Origin of the sequence: Roseomonas fluvialis (assembly GCF_022846615.1) — a bacterium.
GTDB lineage: Bacteria > Pseudomonadota > Alphaproteobacteria > Acetobacterales > Acetobacteraceae > Neoroseomonas > Neoroseomonas fluvialis.
In genome coordinates this window covers 3,634,761-3,648,409 of record NZ_AP025637.1, presented here as the reverse complement: position 1 = coordinate 3,648,409, position 13,649 = coordinate 3,634,761, and the positions used below count along the sequence as shown (strand labels likewise).

The 13,649-nt window shown below is 71.5% G+C and carries 13 protein-coding genes; 2 read left to right on the top strand and 11 right to left on the bottom strand.

What is annotated here, in order from left to right:
* Window positions 1-241 precede the first annotated feature (241 nt).
* The 3 genes from MWM08_RS17630 to MWM08_RS17620 all read right to left on the bottom strand — a co-directional run bounded on the left by MWM08_RS17630 (window position 242) and on the right by MWM08_RS17620 (window position 2,624).
* On the bottom strand, window positions 242-511 hold the full coding sequence (locus tag MWM08_RS17630; RefSeq protein ID WP_244407809.1) for a hypothetical protein: 270 nt from the start codon (window positions 509-511) through the stop codon (window positions 242-244).
* Between the two features lie 259 nt (window positions 512-770).
* A complete protein-coding gene (locus MWM08_RS17625) occupies window positions 771-1,745 on the bottom strand; it encodes a Bug family tripartite tricarboxylate transporter substrate binding protein (protein WP_244407808.1) in 975 nt (324 codons plus the stop codon).
* A 66-nt stretch (window positions 1,746-1,811) separates the two neighbouring features.
* The gene (locus MWM08_RS17620; RefSeq protein WP_244407807.1) at window positions 1,812-2,624 is read right to left on the bottom strand and encodes a MipA/OmpV family protein; all 813 of its coding nucleotides are present in this window, start codon (window positions 2,622-2,624) and stop codon (window positions 1,812-1,814) included.
* Between the two features lie 117 nt (window positions 2,625-2,741).
* Here MWM08_RS17620 and MWM08_RS17615 point away from each other — a divergent pair, with 117 nt between their 5' ends.
* Window positions 2,742-4,412, top strand: coding sequence for a formate--tetrahydrofolate ligase (locus tag MWM08_RS17615; RefSeq protein ID WP_244407806.1), 1,671 nt, complete (start codon window positions 2,742-2,744; stop codon window positions 4,410-4,412).
* A 141-nt stretch (window positions 4,413-4,553) separates the two neighbouring features.
* Here MWM08_RS17615 and MWM08_RS17610 read toward each other — a convergent pair whose 3' ends face one another.
* From MWM08_RS17610 to MWM08_RS17595, 4 genes are all read right to left on the bottom strand, one after another.
* Window positions 4,554-5,288 (bottom strand): SGNH/GDSL hydrolase family protein, encoded by a 735-nt coding sequence (locus MWM08_RS17610; RefSeq protein ID WP_244407805.1) that lies wholly within the window; start codon window positions 5,286-5,288, stop codon window positions 4,554-4,556.
* A 2-nt stretch (window positions 5,289-5,290) separates the two neighbouring features.
* Window positions 5,291-6,442, bottom strand: a complete 1,152-nt coding sequence (locus tag MWM08_RS17605) for an OpgC family protein (protein ID WP_244407804.1) — start codon at window positions 6,440-6,442, stop codon at window positions 5,291-5,293.
* A 107-nt stretch (window positions 6,443-6,549) separates the two neighbouring features.
* On the bottom strand, window positions 6,550-7,317 hold the full coding sequence (locus tag MWM08_RS17600; protein ID WP_244407803.1) for a nucleotide-binding protein: 768 nt from the start codon (window positions 7,315-7,317) through the stop codon (window positions 6,550-6,552).
* Between the two features lies 1 nt (window position 7,318).
* Window positions 7,319-8,224, bottom strand: a complete 906-nt coding sequence (locus MWM08_RS17595; protein WP_244407802.1) for a flagellar biosynthesis protein FlhF — start codon at window positions 8,222-8,224, stop codon at window positions 7,319-7,321.
* 122 nt (window positions 8,225-8,346) lie between these two features.
* On the opposite strand from MWM08_RS17595, the gene MWM08_RS17590 reads away from it, so the two are divergent.
* Window positions 8,347-9,234 (top strand): DUF2268 domain-containing putative Zn-dependent protease, encoded by an 888-nt coding sequence (locus MWM08_RS17590; protein ID WP_244407801.1) that lies wholly within the window; start codon window positions 8,347-8,349, stop codon window positions 9,232-9,234.
* Window position 9,235: 1 nt separating this feature from the next.
* Here MWM08_RS17590 and flhA read toward each other — a convergent pair whose 3' ends face one another.
* The 4 genes from flhA to MWM08_RS17570 are packed head-to-tail and all read right to left on the bottom strand — an operon-like array spanning window position 9,236 to window position 13,649.
* Entirely contained in the window at window positions 9,236-11,296 is a 2,061-nt protein-coding gene (gene flhA / locus MWM08_RS17585) for a flagellar biosynthesis protein FlhA (RefSeq protein WP_244407800.1), read from the bottom strand.
* On the bottom strand, window positions 11,293-12,678 hold the full coding sequence (locus MWM08_RS17580) for a sigma-54 dependent transcriptional regulator (protein ID WP_244407799.1): 1,386 nt from the start codon (window positions 12,676-12,678) through the stop codon (window positions 11,293-11,295). The genes flhA and MWM08_RS17580 overlap by 4 nt, the downstream gene beginning before the upstream one ends.
* Window positions 12,679-12,680: 2 nt before the next feature.
* Window positions 12,681-13,004 carry a flagellar motor switch protein FliN gene (fliN, locus tag MWM08_RS17575; RefSeq protein ID WP_244407798.1) on the bottom strand — a complete coding sequence of 108 codons (324 nt, stop codon included), beginning with the start codon at window positions 13,002-13,004 and terminating at the stop codon, window positions 12,681-12,683.
* Window positions 13,005-13,007: 3 nt separating this feature from the next.
* Window positions 13,008-13,649 carry a FliH/SctL family protein gene (locus MWM08_RS17570; protein WP_244407797.1) on the bottom strand — a complete coding sequence of 214 codons (642 nt, stop codon included), beginning with the start codon at window positions 13,647-13,649 and terminating at the stop codon, window positions 13,008-13,010.

Here is a 13,649-nt window from a genome sequence, read left to right as displayed (position 1 = left end):
AGGCTGTGCCGCGAGGAGGAGGCGGTCTTCAAGTTGTACGAAAAGGCTCTCCAGGCGCGTCAATTTAGGCGTCCCACTCGATTCAGGAAAATGGACCGGACAGGGGATGGGCTGTCAAGAACAGGAGATTGGCTGGAGGCTCCTGTGATCCGTTTCAGATCAACTGGAAAGGCCGGGTGGCCACGGTGAATGGCTGATCGGACAGATGGAATTTCCCATCGAGGGGACCCGATTGCGTCGGTCAATGAGTACGACGCGGTGGTGTGTCCAAAGCGGCAATTCCAGTAATCAAACCCGTGCATGACGATGCGGTCGTGATGGCGTAAAAATCAGATTGAGAGTCGGTTTCGTGGATGAAGAGACGGATATCATCCAATACGTCCATCCGCCGGCAATTCGCTCCGCAGCGTAGCGGCTGCAGAACGATGGTGCCCGGCAAGGCGGCGTGATGGCCGACGTGCCATCCGACCCGATCGAATGGTGGCAGCGCATGCGCGCGCGAGTTGATCATGCGGCCGGCATCAGGCCGGAGGAGAACGTGTACTGCGGCGCTCTGCGCTCGAGCGAGGCAGTACTGCAATATAGCGCTGCACCTGATCACACGAGGCCGACTTTGGTTCGGCACGACTGGGCGGCTGCCCCTCCGAACCGCCCCGCCATGCCGCGCGCAGATCCGCCCGATCACGTCGACGTGTCCAGAGGCCCTTGGGCCTTTGGTGGGTGGAGGTGCGGGGGAGGGTCAAGCCCTCCCCGCAAGCCGCCCCCCGTGCCTATTCCGCCCGGATGTTCGCTGCCTGCACCACGCGCCGCCAGCGGTCGATTTCGGCGCGTTGGAAGGCGCTGTAGGAGTCGGCGCTGCCGGCGACCACGGTGAAGCCAATCTGTTCGAGGCGCTGGACGCTCTCGGGGTGCTTCAGCGCGGCGGTCGCTTCGGCGTTGAGCCGCGAGAGGATGGGGGCCGGGACGTTGGTGGGTGCCATCAGCGCCTGCCACGAGGTCACCTCGAAGTCCGCCAGGCCGGCTTCGATGGCGGTCGGGACGTCCGGAAGGATGGCGTGGCGCTGGCGCGAGGTGACGGCGATCGCCTTCAGCCGTCCGCCCTGGATGTGTCCCGCGACGGTGCCGAGGTTCTGGAACGACAACTGCACGTTGCCCGCAATCAGGTCGGTCGCCGCGGCGGCACCGCCGCCATAGGGCACATGGGTGGGGTCGGTGCCTGTCAGCTGCTTGAACAGTTCCATCGTCAAGTGGTCGGAGGAGCCGACGCCCGAGGTGGAATAGGATGTGCGCCCGGCATTCGCCTTCAGCCAGGCGACCAGTTCGGGTAGCGTGTTGGCCGGCACGCGCTGCGCATTGACCACGAGCACGTTCGGCGTGGTCACCGCCAGCGTGATCGGTGCGAAGTCGCGCACCGGGTCATAGCCGAGGTTCGGCCGCAGGGCGGCGTTGATGGCGAAGACACCGATCGATCCGACCAGCAGCGTGTGCCCGTCCGGCGCGGCGCGGGCGACGGCGCGGCCCGCCACCTCGCCATTCGCGCCGGGGCGGTTTTCCGCCACCACCGGCTGGCCGATCGCGGAGGCCATGCGCTGTGCGATGATGCGCCCGACGATGTCGGACGGACCGCCGGCGACGAAGGGGACCAGGATGGTGACCGGCCGCGTGGGCCAGGCCTCCTGTGCGCGGAGCGGTGTTGCGAACAGGGCTGCCGGCACGGCGGCAAGCAGGCTGCGGCGTTCGATCATTGACGTTCTCCCGGACGGTTTCCGGGTAGGTTACGCCGCGGCGCCGGACCTGCGAAGCCCGGAGTGTCAGGGCAGGAAGCGGTAGGCCATGGTGAGGCCGAACACGCCCTGCGTCGCGCTGCCGCGGTCGATCAGCGGGCTGTCCGCGGATTGGCCCATGATGCGCCCGACCTCGCCGAACATGATCAATGCCCAGCGCTGGTCGATCGCCCAGGTCGCGCCGCCGGCGACCGCCGCATACCAGTAGTCGTTCGGCCGGAAGGGCGCGTAGCCGCTGCGCTGCGACTGGTCCTCGTCGACGCCGAAGAACGTCTCGGCGAAGCCGGACCCGCCCCAGGACAGGCGCGGCCCGGCCGACAGGATCACCTGCGGGTGCACGCGCCACACGCGGTCCACGCGCGCATCGGCGACCACGCCTGAATAGCCGCCGAAGCCGTAGCGGACTTCGCCGCGCGCCAGCCAGGTGCCGTCGGAGTATGAGACGAAGCCGCCGCCTTCGCCGGACAGGCGGATATCGCCCATGCCGCGCAGCGCGCTGTTGTCGTCCTGGTCGCGGCCGAAACGCGGGCGCAGCACCAGCCCGGCGGAGAAGGGGCCCTCCCGCAGCACGGTGGCGCCGAGCCCGTCGCGAAAGGACAGGAAGACCGTGTCGTAGGGCGCGCGGATCTCGGGTGCGGCCAGCGGGCGCACCGTCACGTCATTCGACCCGAGGTAGTCGGGCGTCACCAGCAGCCCGAACCCGATGCCGATGCGCCACTGGTCGAAGCCCGGTGCGCCGAGCGCGGGCGCGGCCTGCGGCGCGAGCCCTGTCTGCGCCGCGGCACGTTCGGCGACCAGGCAGCCGGCCAGGACCGCCAGGATGGGCAGGAAGCGATGCATCGGTGATGTCTCCGGCGGACGCCTTGCCGGGTTCATCCCCGGACTCCAGGCCTTTACCATTTTCTCCCACCCAGATAAGCGCCCGGCACAAGACGCCAAGCAGGGAGACGCCAGGTCATGTCGACCGACCTCGAGATCGCGCGCGCCGCGACGCTGAAGCCGATCCGCGAGATCGCCGCGCGCGCCGGCATCCCCGACGACGCGCTGGAGCCCTACGGCAAGTTCAAGGCGAAGATCGGGCTCGACTTCATAGCAGCCCAGCAGGACCGCCCGGATGGTGCGCTGGTGCTGGTCACCGGCATCAATCCCACGCCGGCAGGCGAGGGCAAGACCACCACCACCGTGGGCCTGGGCGATGCGCTGAACGCGCTCGGCGTGAAGACGATGATTGCGCTACGCGAGCCGTCGCTCGGTCCCTGCTTCGGCGTGAAGGGCGGGGCGACGGGCGGCGGCTATGCGCAGGTACTGCCGATGGAGGACATCAACCTCCATTTCACCGGCGACTTCCACGCGATCACCTCCGCCAACAACCTGCTGGCGGCGATGGTCGACAACCATTTGTACTGGGGCAACGGCACGGGGCTCGATGCGCGGCGGATCTCCTGGCGCCGCGCGCTCGACATGAACGACCGTGCGCTGCGCTCGGTGGTGTCGTCGCTCGGCGGTGTCGCGAACGGCTTCCCGCGCGAGGACGGCTTCGACATCACAGTGGCGTCGGAAGTCATGGCGGTGTTCTGCCTGGCGAAGGACCTGGCCGACCTGCAGGCGCGGCTTGGGCGCATGATCGTGGGCCAGACGCGCGAGGGGAAGTCCGTCACCGCGGCAGACATCAAGGCCGATGGTGCCATGGCGGTGCTGCTGCGCGACGCCTTCGCGCCCAACCTGGTACAGACCATCGAGGGCTCACCCGCGCTCGTGCATGGCGGGCCCTTCGCCAACATCGCGCATGGCTGCAATTCGGTGATGGCGACGCGGCTGGGCCTTAAGCTGGCCGACGTGGTGGTGACGGAAGCGGGCTTCGGTGCCGACCTCGGCGCCGAGAAGTTCATGGACATCAAGTGCCGCCAGGCGGGCCTCGCGCCGGCCGCCTGCGTGGTGGTCGCGACGGTGCGCGCGCTCAAGATGCATGGCGGCGTGGCAAAGGCGGAGCTGGGGCGCGAGGACGTGGCGGCCGTGAAGCGCGGCGTGGTGAACCTCGCGCGCCATGTCGAGAATGTCGGCAAGTTCGGCGTGCCGGTGGTGGTGGGGCTGAACCGCTTCACCGGCGATACGGATGCCGAGATCGCCGCCGTGCAGGAGGCGATGCGCGCGCTCGGCACCGATGCGATCCTGTGCACGCATTGGGGGGATGGCGCGAAGGGCGCGCTCGACCTCGCGCGCGCGGTGCAGGGCATGATCGCGGGCAAGCGCGCCGCCTTCGCACCGCTGTACACCGACCATGTCTCGCTGGCCGGCAAGATCGAGACGATCGCGCGGGAGGTGTATCGCGCCGCCTCGGTCTCCATCCCCGCGCCCGTCGCGCAGAAGCTCGAGCGCTTCGAGAAGGACGGCTACCGCGACCTGCCGGTCTGCATCGCAAAGACGCAGTATTCGTTCAGCGCCGACCCCACGAAGCTCGGCGCGCCGGAAGGCCACGTGCTGCCGGTGCGCGAGGTGCGGCTGTCCGCCGGCGCGGGCTTCGTTGTGGCGGTGTGCGGCGACATCATGACGATGCCAGGCCTGCCGCGTGTGCCGGCAGCGGAGAGCATCATGCTGGATGCGGACGGGCGGATCGAAGGGTTGTTCTGACATCCCCCGGCGCAGGGCGCGGCCTCCGGGCGCTTGGCTTGCGCGCCCCGAGCGGCGGGCGGGCCCCGGTGGCGCCCATCGCCAGTAGCAGTTGCGTGATCCGTCGGTGGCGCGTGCCTGAGGTACTGGCTGGCAACGCCGTCAGCGCCGCGCTTCCGCCACCCCGTCCCGGATGAAGGCGCCGAGCGCGCGCGCCAGGCAGTCGTTCAGCTTGTCGACCTCGGCGGCGCGGCGGTCGCGCTGGGCGCGTTCCATGTCGACCGTACCGGCCTCGGCCCACGCTCGCATGATGTCGTAGCGCGAGAAGAAGCCGGCATGCCCGGCCGCCGCCAGCACGCGCAGCGCATCGCGATACGGGTCCACCTCGGCATTGGCGCGCAGGAAGCGGCTGTACTGGATGCCCATGATGATGGCGTCCACGCCGCGGGCATGCAGGCGGTCCAGCCCCTGCGAGATCACCGCCGCCATGTCGTCGATCGGCAGGCCGCGCACCGCCTCGGTCATGCCGGCCTGCCAGATGACCAGGTCGATCGGCCCAGCGCGCAGAGCTTCCTCGATCTGGCGCCATTGGTCCGTCGCGGTCGAACCGCGCGCGCCGCGCACCTCGAAGGTCAGGGCCAGGTCCGGGCGGCGTTCGCGCAGCAGCGCCTCAAGCCGGGCGGGCCAGGCGGCCGCCGGTGCCGTCACGCCCGGACCAGAGACCGAGGCGGACCCCACCGCCAGGATGCGCAGCCGGCCGGTGGCGATGCCCGTGGCGGTGGCGCGCAACGGCGGTGATTCCAGCCATTCCGCCGGGGCGCCACAGCCCGGCCCCTGCACGGCCGCGACCGGCCAGGCAAGGCTCAACCCGACCAGCAGGGCCAGGACGAAGCGCATGACTAACGACTATCGCCCGTCGCCGGCGCCTGCAAGGGTGGCGGCGGACGCCGGACCGCCCGCTTTTCGGCCCCGTACCAAGCGGTCAGGACCGCGAGGCCGACCAGCAGCGCTGCGCCCACAAGGTTCACCACCGCCTGGACCGCCCAGCCGTCGGAGAATTCCAGCGCCAGGCGCGCGGCGAAGGACAGGCCGATCCCGGCGCAGAACACCGGCAGCGCCTGCTGGCCGAGCAGCGCCAGCAGCAGCGCCGGGCGCGTCCGCATCCAGGCGGCGTCGCGCGGGATGCCGTGCGCGATCAGGTAGGTCAGCGCCAGCATGGTCAGCAGCCGCATGGGGTGCAGCGATGCCTTGTCGATCGCCGCCAGGAAGGGCGCGAAGGCGGGCAGGCTCGCCTCCGCGAAATCCCACTGGAAATAGATCAGCACCGTCATTGCCGCTCCCGCGGCCAACAGCAGCCAGCACAAGGCCCCCGCCCAGGGACGCCAGGGCACCGACAGCGCCGCCCCGCCCGGCGGCCGGTAGCCGATCGCGCAGCCGATGAAGAACAGCAACTGCCAGGCCAGCGGGTTGAAGAACCAGTCCTCGCCCCGCCAGGAGGGCAGCGTGAGGTCGAAGGCGCGTGCGCAGACCCACAGGCCAACGGACAGCGCCAGCATCAGCCAGGGCCGGCGCATCAGCGGCATGGCCAGCGCGAACATCGCCAGCACCACGATGTAGAGCGGCAGGATGTTGAGGAAGGAGGGCTGGTAGCGCAGCAGCAGCGCCTCGAGCAGCGCGCGGTAGGGTTCGGTGGCGAAGGGGTCGAGGTGCAGTTCGTCGAGATACGCCGCCGCATCCAGCCGTTCGGCGGAAAAGCCGACCTGCGCGGTGAACAGCACCAGCAGGAAGATATGCGCGACATACAGTGTGAAGACACGCCCCATGACGCGGGATGCGGCGAAGAACCAGCCCTGCCGGTCCATCACGATGCCGTAGGCGAGACCGGCCGCGTAGCCGGCCAGCATCACGAAGGCCTCGGTTGCGTCTGCCAGGGTGTAGTTGCGCGGCGTGATGTAGCCCAGCCAGTTGCCCGGCGTGTGGTTCACGAAGATGGCCCACAGCGCGAAGCCGCGGACGATGTCCACCCTGAGGTCGCGGTCCTGCCTGATCAACGCGAGCATGCCCCACCGTACAACACCGTGGGGGCAAGCGGCGCAAGCCTGGGCGCGCGACGGCGCCCTCGGTGTCGCACGTCGGGAACGCGCCAGAAGGTGCGTTCTCAGGCCAGTCCGCGAGCGATCGCCTCCACGTCGCGCGCCGCGATGCAGCCTGGATGGCGCGTGAGCAGCGGGGCCTGGTGGCGGATCGCGTCGCGCACCTTCGCATCGCGCCGTACCACGCCGGCCAGCGGAATGTCGCGCCTGAGGAAGGTGGCCGCCGCGCGCGCCAGCGCCGCATGCGTGCGCAGGCCCCCCGCGGCATCGGCCGCCAGGTTCACCACGATGCGGGCATCGCCGCCCGGCCGGTCCGCCGCATGCAGCTTCAGCACGGCATAGGCGTCGGTCAGGCTGGTCGGCTCCTCGGTGGCGAGTACCAGCAGCGTATCCGCTGCAGCCGCGATGCGCCGTTGCGGCGCCTCAAGCCCCGCGCCCAGGTCCACCACCACACGGTCCCAGCGCACGGCCGCGCCCGCGATGGCGGCGAGCACGACATCGAGCGCGACCCCTTCGAGCGACGCCAGCGCGCCCGATCCCGACCGCCCGGCCAGGATGTCGATGCCCGCCGCGGCATGGCGCGTGGCTGCGGCTTCGGTCGTCAGCCGGCCGGAGATCACGGCCGAGAGGTCGCGCTCGGGCTGGAAGCCCAGTTGCACATCCACGTTGGCGAGGCCGAGGTCGGCATCGACCAGCAGCACGCGCGCGCCCCGGCGCGCCATGGCCTGCGCGAGGGTGATGGCGAACCAGGTCTTCCCCACGCCCCCCTTGCCGGAGGCGATGGCGATGACGCGCCCGGCCGCGGGCTGCGGGACTGCTGCGGCGTGGCTCATGTCATGCGGCCTCCTGCGGGGCGCGGCGGGGGGCAAGCAGCCGCGCGGCCAGGCCCCCCGGCGAGAGCGGTTCGAGCCCGTCCGCCACATCGGGCCCGACGCCACCCTCCGCCAGGTGGAGCGGCCCGGCCTCGGCGGCGGCGAGCACGGCACCGAGGCGTCGCGCGGAATCGAGCCGAGTCGCGACCAGGTGTCGCGCACCCAGCGCCGCGAAGGCCCGTGCGAGGTCGGCCGCCTCCGCCGCGTCGAGGCCCGCCGGGAGCACCAGCACCAGTTCGGCTTCCGCGATGGTCGCGAGCGCGCGCAATGCCACCGCCTGCGGCGGGTCGAAGGGATCGCAGCCGGCGGTGTCGATCAGCACCGTCTCGCCGCGCGCGCGCCGCGCCAGCGCCTTGCCCAGCGTGGCCGGCGTCGGTGCCACCGCGAGCGTCAGGCCCAGCACGCCGGTGAAGGCCGCGAGTTGCGCCGAGGCGCCGGCACGCTGTCCATCGGCGGTGATCACGGCTGGCTGGCCGCCGCGCAGCACCTGGCGCGCGGCGAGCTTCGCGCAGGTGAGCGTCTTGCCTGCGCCGGGCGGACCCACCAGCATCAGCGGCCGATCGCGGCCGCCTGGCAGCGGCGCGAAGGCGAGCCGCGCGGCGAGGGTCGCTTCGAGCGGCCCGGCCCCGAGCGCAGCGCCAAGCGCAGCGGGCAGGTTGTGGAAGGCGAGCGGACCGGTCGCAGGCGCTGCCGCGGCCGCCGCCATGGGCGGGATCAGCAGCGGCTCCTCGGGTTCGAGTGCGGCGGTCACCTCCACGCCCTGAGCGACGCGGCGCGTGCCGAGGATGATGGCCTCGGCGCCGAGTTCGTCTCGCAGCATCGCCATCGCGTCCGCCATGCGCGGGGCGCGGAAGGTCTTCAGGCGCATCGGGCTGCTCCCCGAGGCGGCGCGACCGCGCCGGCACGGCACGACACGCTGGTCGGAAACTGCGCTAGCCTGCGGCGTGGCGCGGCAGGGAGGCGGGCGTGGTCCTGGGCAGGCGAAGCCTGATGGCAGCGATGGCGTTGACCGGCACGGCCAGTGCGCAAGGCACCTGCCCCGGGCTCGAGGACCTGATGCCTGCCTTCTGGACGGCGCATGACACGCTGCCGGCGGGTGACGATGTCGCGCGCGGCCGCGCGCTGGTGGCCAGCTGGTTCACGCCGCAGATCGAGGCCTATCGCGCAGCCCGCGTCGGGCGCGTGGATGTCGCGCGATGGCTGGCGCTGTTCGATCCGGTGGCGCCGGTCGTGCGCCGGCTGTCGGCCGCGCTGCCTGCGCTGTGGTGCGACCGCCTGCTGCGGTTCCGCGTGGCCGTGCCGGATGCATCGCCGAGCGTGCCCGCGCTGGCCTTCGTGTCCTTCCTGAATTTCGATGCCGCCACGCGGCTGTGGCACGACCGCGTCGTTCTGTTCCTCGGCCTGGACATGATGGCGCTGCTGCATGGGGAAGCGGTGGGACCGCTGCTCGATCACGAACGCTTCCACATGTACCACCACGAGGTGAACCCATCCCTGATCCTGCCGGGCGGCGACCCGCTCTGGCTCGGCATCTGGAAGGAGGGGCTGGCGGTGCATGCGACCGCGGTGCTGAACCCGGGCCTGCCGCGCATCGCGGTGTTCCTGGGTGACGCGGGGCTGGCCGATGCGGGGCCTGAGCTGTTCCGGCGCCTGGCCGCGGAACTGCCCGACCGGCTGCATGCGACGGCAGGCGAGGTCCGTGCGCGCTACCTCGGCTACGGCTATCGCGGGGACATCCCGGCACGCAGCGGCTACGCGCTTGGGGCTGCGATCGTCGCGCGCGTGGCGGCCGGGCGCGACCTTGCCGCGCTGGCGCGCATCCCGGCACCGGAGGCCGAGGCGCTGCTGCGCACCGAACTGGCGGCGATGGCCCGCTGAGTCAGATCGTGCCAACGGTGCGGATCCTGGCGCGCGGGTGAATCTCGGTGTGAGCCAGCACGGCGGTCGACGGGCGGAAGCGCTCGACGATCGCGCGCACATGCGGGCGGATCGGGCCGGAGCAGACCAGCACCGGGTGTTCGCCCGCGGCCGAGGCGCTGTCGAATACCTCCTTCACGCGCTGCATGAATTCGCCCAGGCGGGATGGCGCCATGGCGAGCTGGCGTTCCTCCGGCGGGCCGACCAGCGCCTCGGTGAAGGCCACTTCCCAATCAGCCGAGAGCGTCACCATCGGCACATGCGTGCCCGACCCGCGTGCCGTATCGGACAATTGCCGCGCCAGCCGCGCCCGCACGATCGCGACGATGCCCGGCACCGACCGCGCGCCCGCCGCCGAGGCTTCCTGGATGCCCTCGAGGATGGTCGGCAGGTCGCGGATCGAGACACGTTCGCCCAGCAGCGCCTGCAGCACGCGCTGGATCCCGCCCACGCCGATCATCGCCGGCACGAGGTCCGCCACCAGCTTGCGGTGTTCGGCCGGCAGGTCGTCGAGCAGCTTCTGAGTCTCGGCGAAGGAGAGCAGTTCCGCCATGTTCTCGCGCACCATCTCGGTCAGGTGCGTGGCGACCACGCCGGCGGCATCGACCACGGTGCAGCCGCGCGCCAGCGCGTCCTCGCGCTGGGCCTCCTCAATCCAGAGCGCGGGCAGTCCGAAGGTCGGTTCGTTGCAGCGTTCGCCGGGCAGGTCGGGCACGCCGCCGGCCGGGTCGATCGCGAGGACCAGCGGCGGGCGCAGCCGGCCGCGCCCGGCCTCGATCTCCTTCACCCGAATCGCGTAGGTGTCGGGCGAGAGCGAGAGGTTGTCCTGGATGCGCACGGAGGGCAGCACGAAGCCCATCTCCTGCGCGATGGACCGGCGCAGGCCCTTGATCTGTTCGGTCAGCCGCGGCGCGTCCCCGGCAGCCAGCGAGAGCAGTCCGTAGCCCAGTTCCAGCCGCAGCAGGTCGATGCGCAGCGTCTCGGCGATTGGCGGGTCGGCCGCCGCCGCCGGCGCTGCGGCCGCTTCCGCCGGCGCGTCGATCGCCTTCTGCTTGGCCCAGGCCGCCGCGCCGGCCGCACCGGCGAGTGCCAGGAAGGGCAGCATCGGCATACCGGGCAGTAGCGCCATTACGCCCGCCGTGCCCGCCGCGATCGCGAGCGGCTTCGGCCCCGCGCCGAGCTGGCCGACCAGCATCTGGTCCGCGGTGCCTTCGGTATTACCCTTGGTGACGACGATGCCCGCCGCGATCGAAACCAGCAGCGCGGGGATCTGGCTGACCAGCCCGTCGCCGACCGTGAGCAGCGAGAAGGTCTGCGCCGCGTCGCCGAAGCCCATGCCATGGCGCGCCACACCGATGGCCATGCCGCCCAGCAGGTTGATCGCGGTGATGATCAGCCCCGCGATGGCATCCCCGCGCACGAACTTCGCCGCGCCGTCCATGGCACCGTAGAACCCGGTTTCTTCCTCCAGTTCACGGCGGCGCCGGCGCGCCTCGCCTTCGTCGATCAGGCCCGAGGACAGGTCGGCGTCGATCGCCATCTGCTTGCCCGGCAGCGCATCGAGGCTGAAGCGCGCAGCCACCTCCGCGATACGCCCCGACCCCTTGGTGATGACCATGAAGTTCACCACCAGCAGGATCGCGAAGACGATCAGCCCCACCACCACGTCGCCGCCCATCAGGAAGCCGCCGAAGGCCGAGACGACATGCCCCGCCGCCTGTGGCCCCTCGGCCCCATGCGTGAGGATGATGCGCGTGGTGGCGACGTTCAGCGCGAGGCGCAGCAGCGTGGTCAGCAGCAACAGCGTGGGGAACGACGTGAAATCGAGCGGCCGGCGCAGGAACAGCGCCGTCATCAGCACCAGCACCGACAGGGTGATGGAAATCGCAAGGCCGAGGTCGAGCAGCACCGTGGGCAGCGGCACCACCAGCACGACCAGCAGCGCGACCACGCCGAGTGCGAGCGTCACGTCGTTGCCGGGCTGCGCGCGCCGCAGCCAGCCGGGAAAGGCCAGTGCGTTCACGCGCCAGAGGCCGGCAGCGCATAGGGTGGCTGCCCGGGCACGGGTGGCACGGTCACGCCGGCCGCGCGGTATTCATGCAGCTTGTTGCGCAGCGTGCGGATCGAGATGCCGAGCATCTCCGCCGCGCGGGTGCGGTTGCCCAGGCAGTGCGAGAGCGTCTCGAGGATCAGGTCCCGCTCGACTTCCTCGACACGGCGGCCCACCAGGGCCGTGACCGGCGGCACGGCGGCGGACGAGGTGGGCGAGGCAGACGGCGCGGCGGCTTCGGCCTGCAGCGTGGGTGCCGCCTCCAGCAGGTCGATGGCATCCGGCCCGATGCCGGGGCCTTCGGCCAGCAGGACGGCACGGTGCAGCGTGTTCTCGAGCTCGCGCACATTGCCCGGCCAGGGGTGGGCCAGCAGCAGCGCCTCGGCGGCCGGCGACAGCGCACGTACGGGCAGGCCATTGGCGCGCGCGTAGCGTTCGGCGAAGTGGTGCGCCAGCGGCAGGATGTCCCCGCGCCGTTCGCGCAGCGCGGGGATGCGCAGGCGCACCACGGCCAGGCGGAAGTACAGGTCTTCGCGGAACCGCCCGCGCGCCACTTCGGTGGCGAGGTCGCGATGCGTCGCGGCCAGGATGCGCACATCGACCTTGACGGGCGCGGTGCCGCCGAGCCGGTCGATCTCGCGTTCCTGGATGGCACGCAGGATCTTGGCCTGCAGGCGTGGGTCCATCTCACCGATTTCGTCCAGCAGCAGCGTACCGCCCTCGGCCTGTTCGAACTTGCCCTTGCGCGATGCGACGGCGCCGCTGAAGGCGCCCTTCTCGTGGCCGAACAATTCGGATTCCAGCAGGGCTTCCGGCAGGGCCGCGCAGTTCAGCGCCACGAAGGGCCCGCGCGCGCGGCGCGACGCGGCGTGGATGTGGCGCGCCAGCACCTCCTTGCCGGTGCCGCTCTCGCCCATGATCAGGACCGACGCCTCGGCGCGCGCGACCTGTTCGGCGCGCGCCATGAGCGCGGTCATGCCCGGGTCCTGCACCACCGGACGGTCGGGTTCGCCCGCCACCGCCTGCAACATGGCGGCGATCAGGTCGGCATCCGGCGGCAGCGGCAGGAAGTCCTTCGCACCGGCGCGGATGGCGCGCACGGCGGCATCGGCGTCGTTGGGCCGCCCGCAGGCGATCACCGGGCAGGCGATGCGTTCGGCCGTGAGCTGCGCGACCAGCCAGCCGACGTCGTGCTGCACGTCGCACAGCACCAGGTCGGCACCCTCGGCGCGCAGGCGCGACAGGCCGGCGGCCGCGCCCTCGGCGGTGGCGATGCGCGCGCCGCGCGCGGCGGCGATCCGCGCGGCAATGCCGAGTTCCGCCTCCAGCGACCCGATGACGAGCACGCGCGCCATGGTCAGACGCCCCTGTCGGACTTGACGATCTCGGTCATGGTCACGCCCAGCCGGTTGTCGTCGACCATCACCACCTCGCCTCGCGCGACCAGGCGGTTGTTCACATAGATGTCCACCGCCTCGCCGAGTTTGCGGTCGAGTTCCACCACCGCGCCGCGGCCGAGCTTGAGCAGCTGCGATACCTGCATGGTGGCGCGCCCGAGCACGGCGCTGATCTGCACCGGTATGTCGTAGACCGCCTCCAGCTCCCGCACCGGGCCGGACGCCGCCTGGCGCGCCTCCTCGCTGGCGGCGGAAAGCGGTTCGAAGTTCGTATTGCCCGACATGTGCTACTCCTGCGGCCCGAGGCCGGCTGCTTCGAGAACGCCGCGGATCTCGCGCCGCCGCGCCGCCAGGTCGAGGTCCGCGCCGCCCGATCGCCACTGCGCCCGCGCATCGCCGGCGGACAGCGCGGGGTCTTCCTCGACCGTGATGCCCACGTTGCCGAGCAGCGCGCGCGTCGGTTCGCCCAGCCCCGGCGCCACCAGCAGCAGCGCGTCCGGCGCGCTCCGCAGCATGGGCGCGAGGCGTTGCGCGAAGGCCGCGGCCAGGTCAGCCCCGCCTTGCGCCGCCAGGCCCGGCAGCGCGGCGTCGAGCATCGCGAGTGCGAGGCGCGCGACATCCTGCGCCGCGTCGCGGGCTGCCTCGGCGGCGGCCTCGCGGCCTTCGCGCAGCGCCTCGAGCGCGAGGCGGGCGGCGCTTGCGGCAACCGTTTCGGTCGCCGCCGCCGCCTCGCGCAGCCCCTGCGCATGCCCATCGGCGAACGCAGTGCGCCGCGCCTCGGCGATCACAGCCGCGACCGGGTCGGGTTCGACGATGCGTTCGGCCTGCGCCGCCTCGCGCCGCGCGGCATCGAGTGCGGCGATCAGGAAGGTGGGCGCGAAGCCGGCGGGCGGTGCGTCCGGCGCGATGGGGGTGAAACTGTCGGGCAT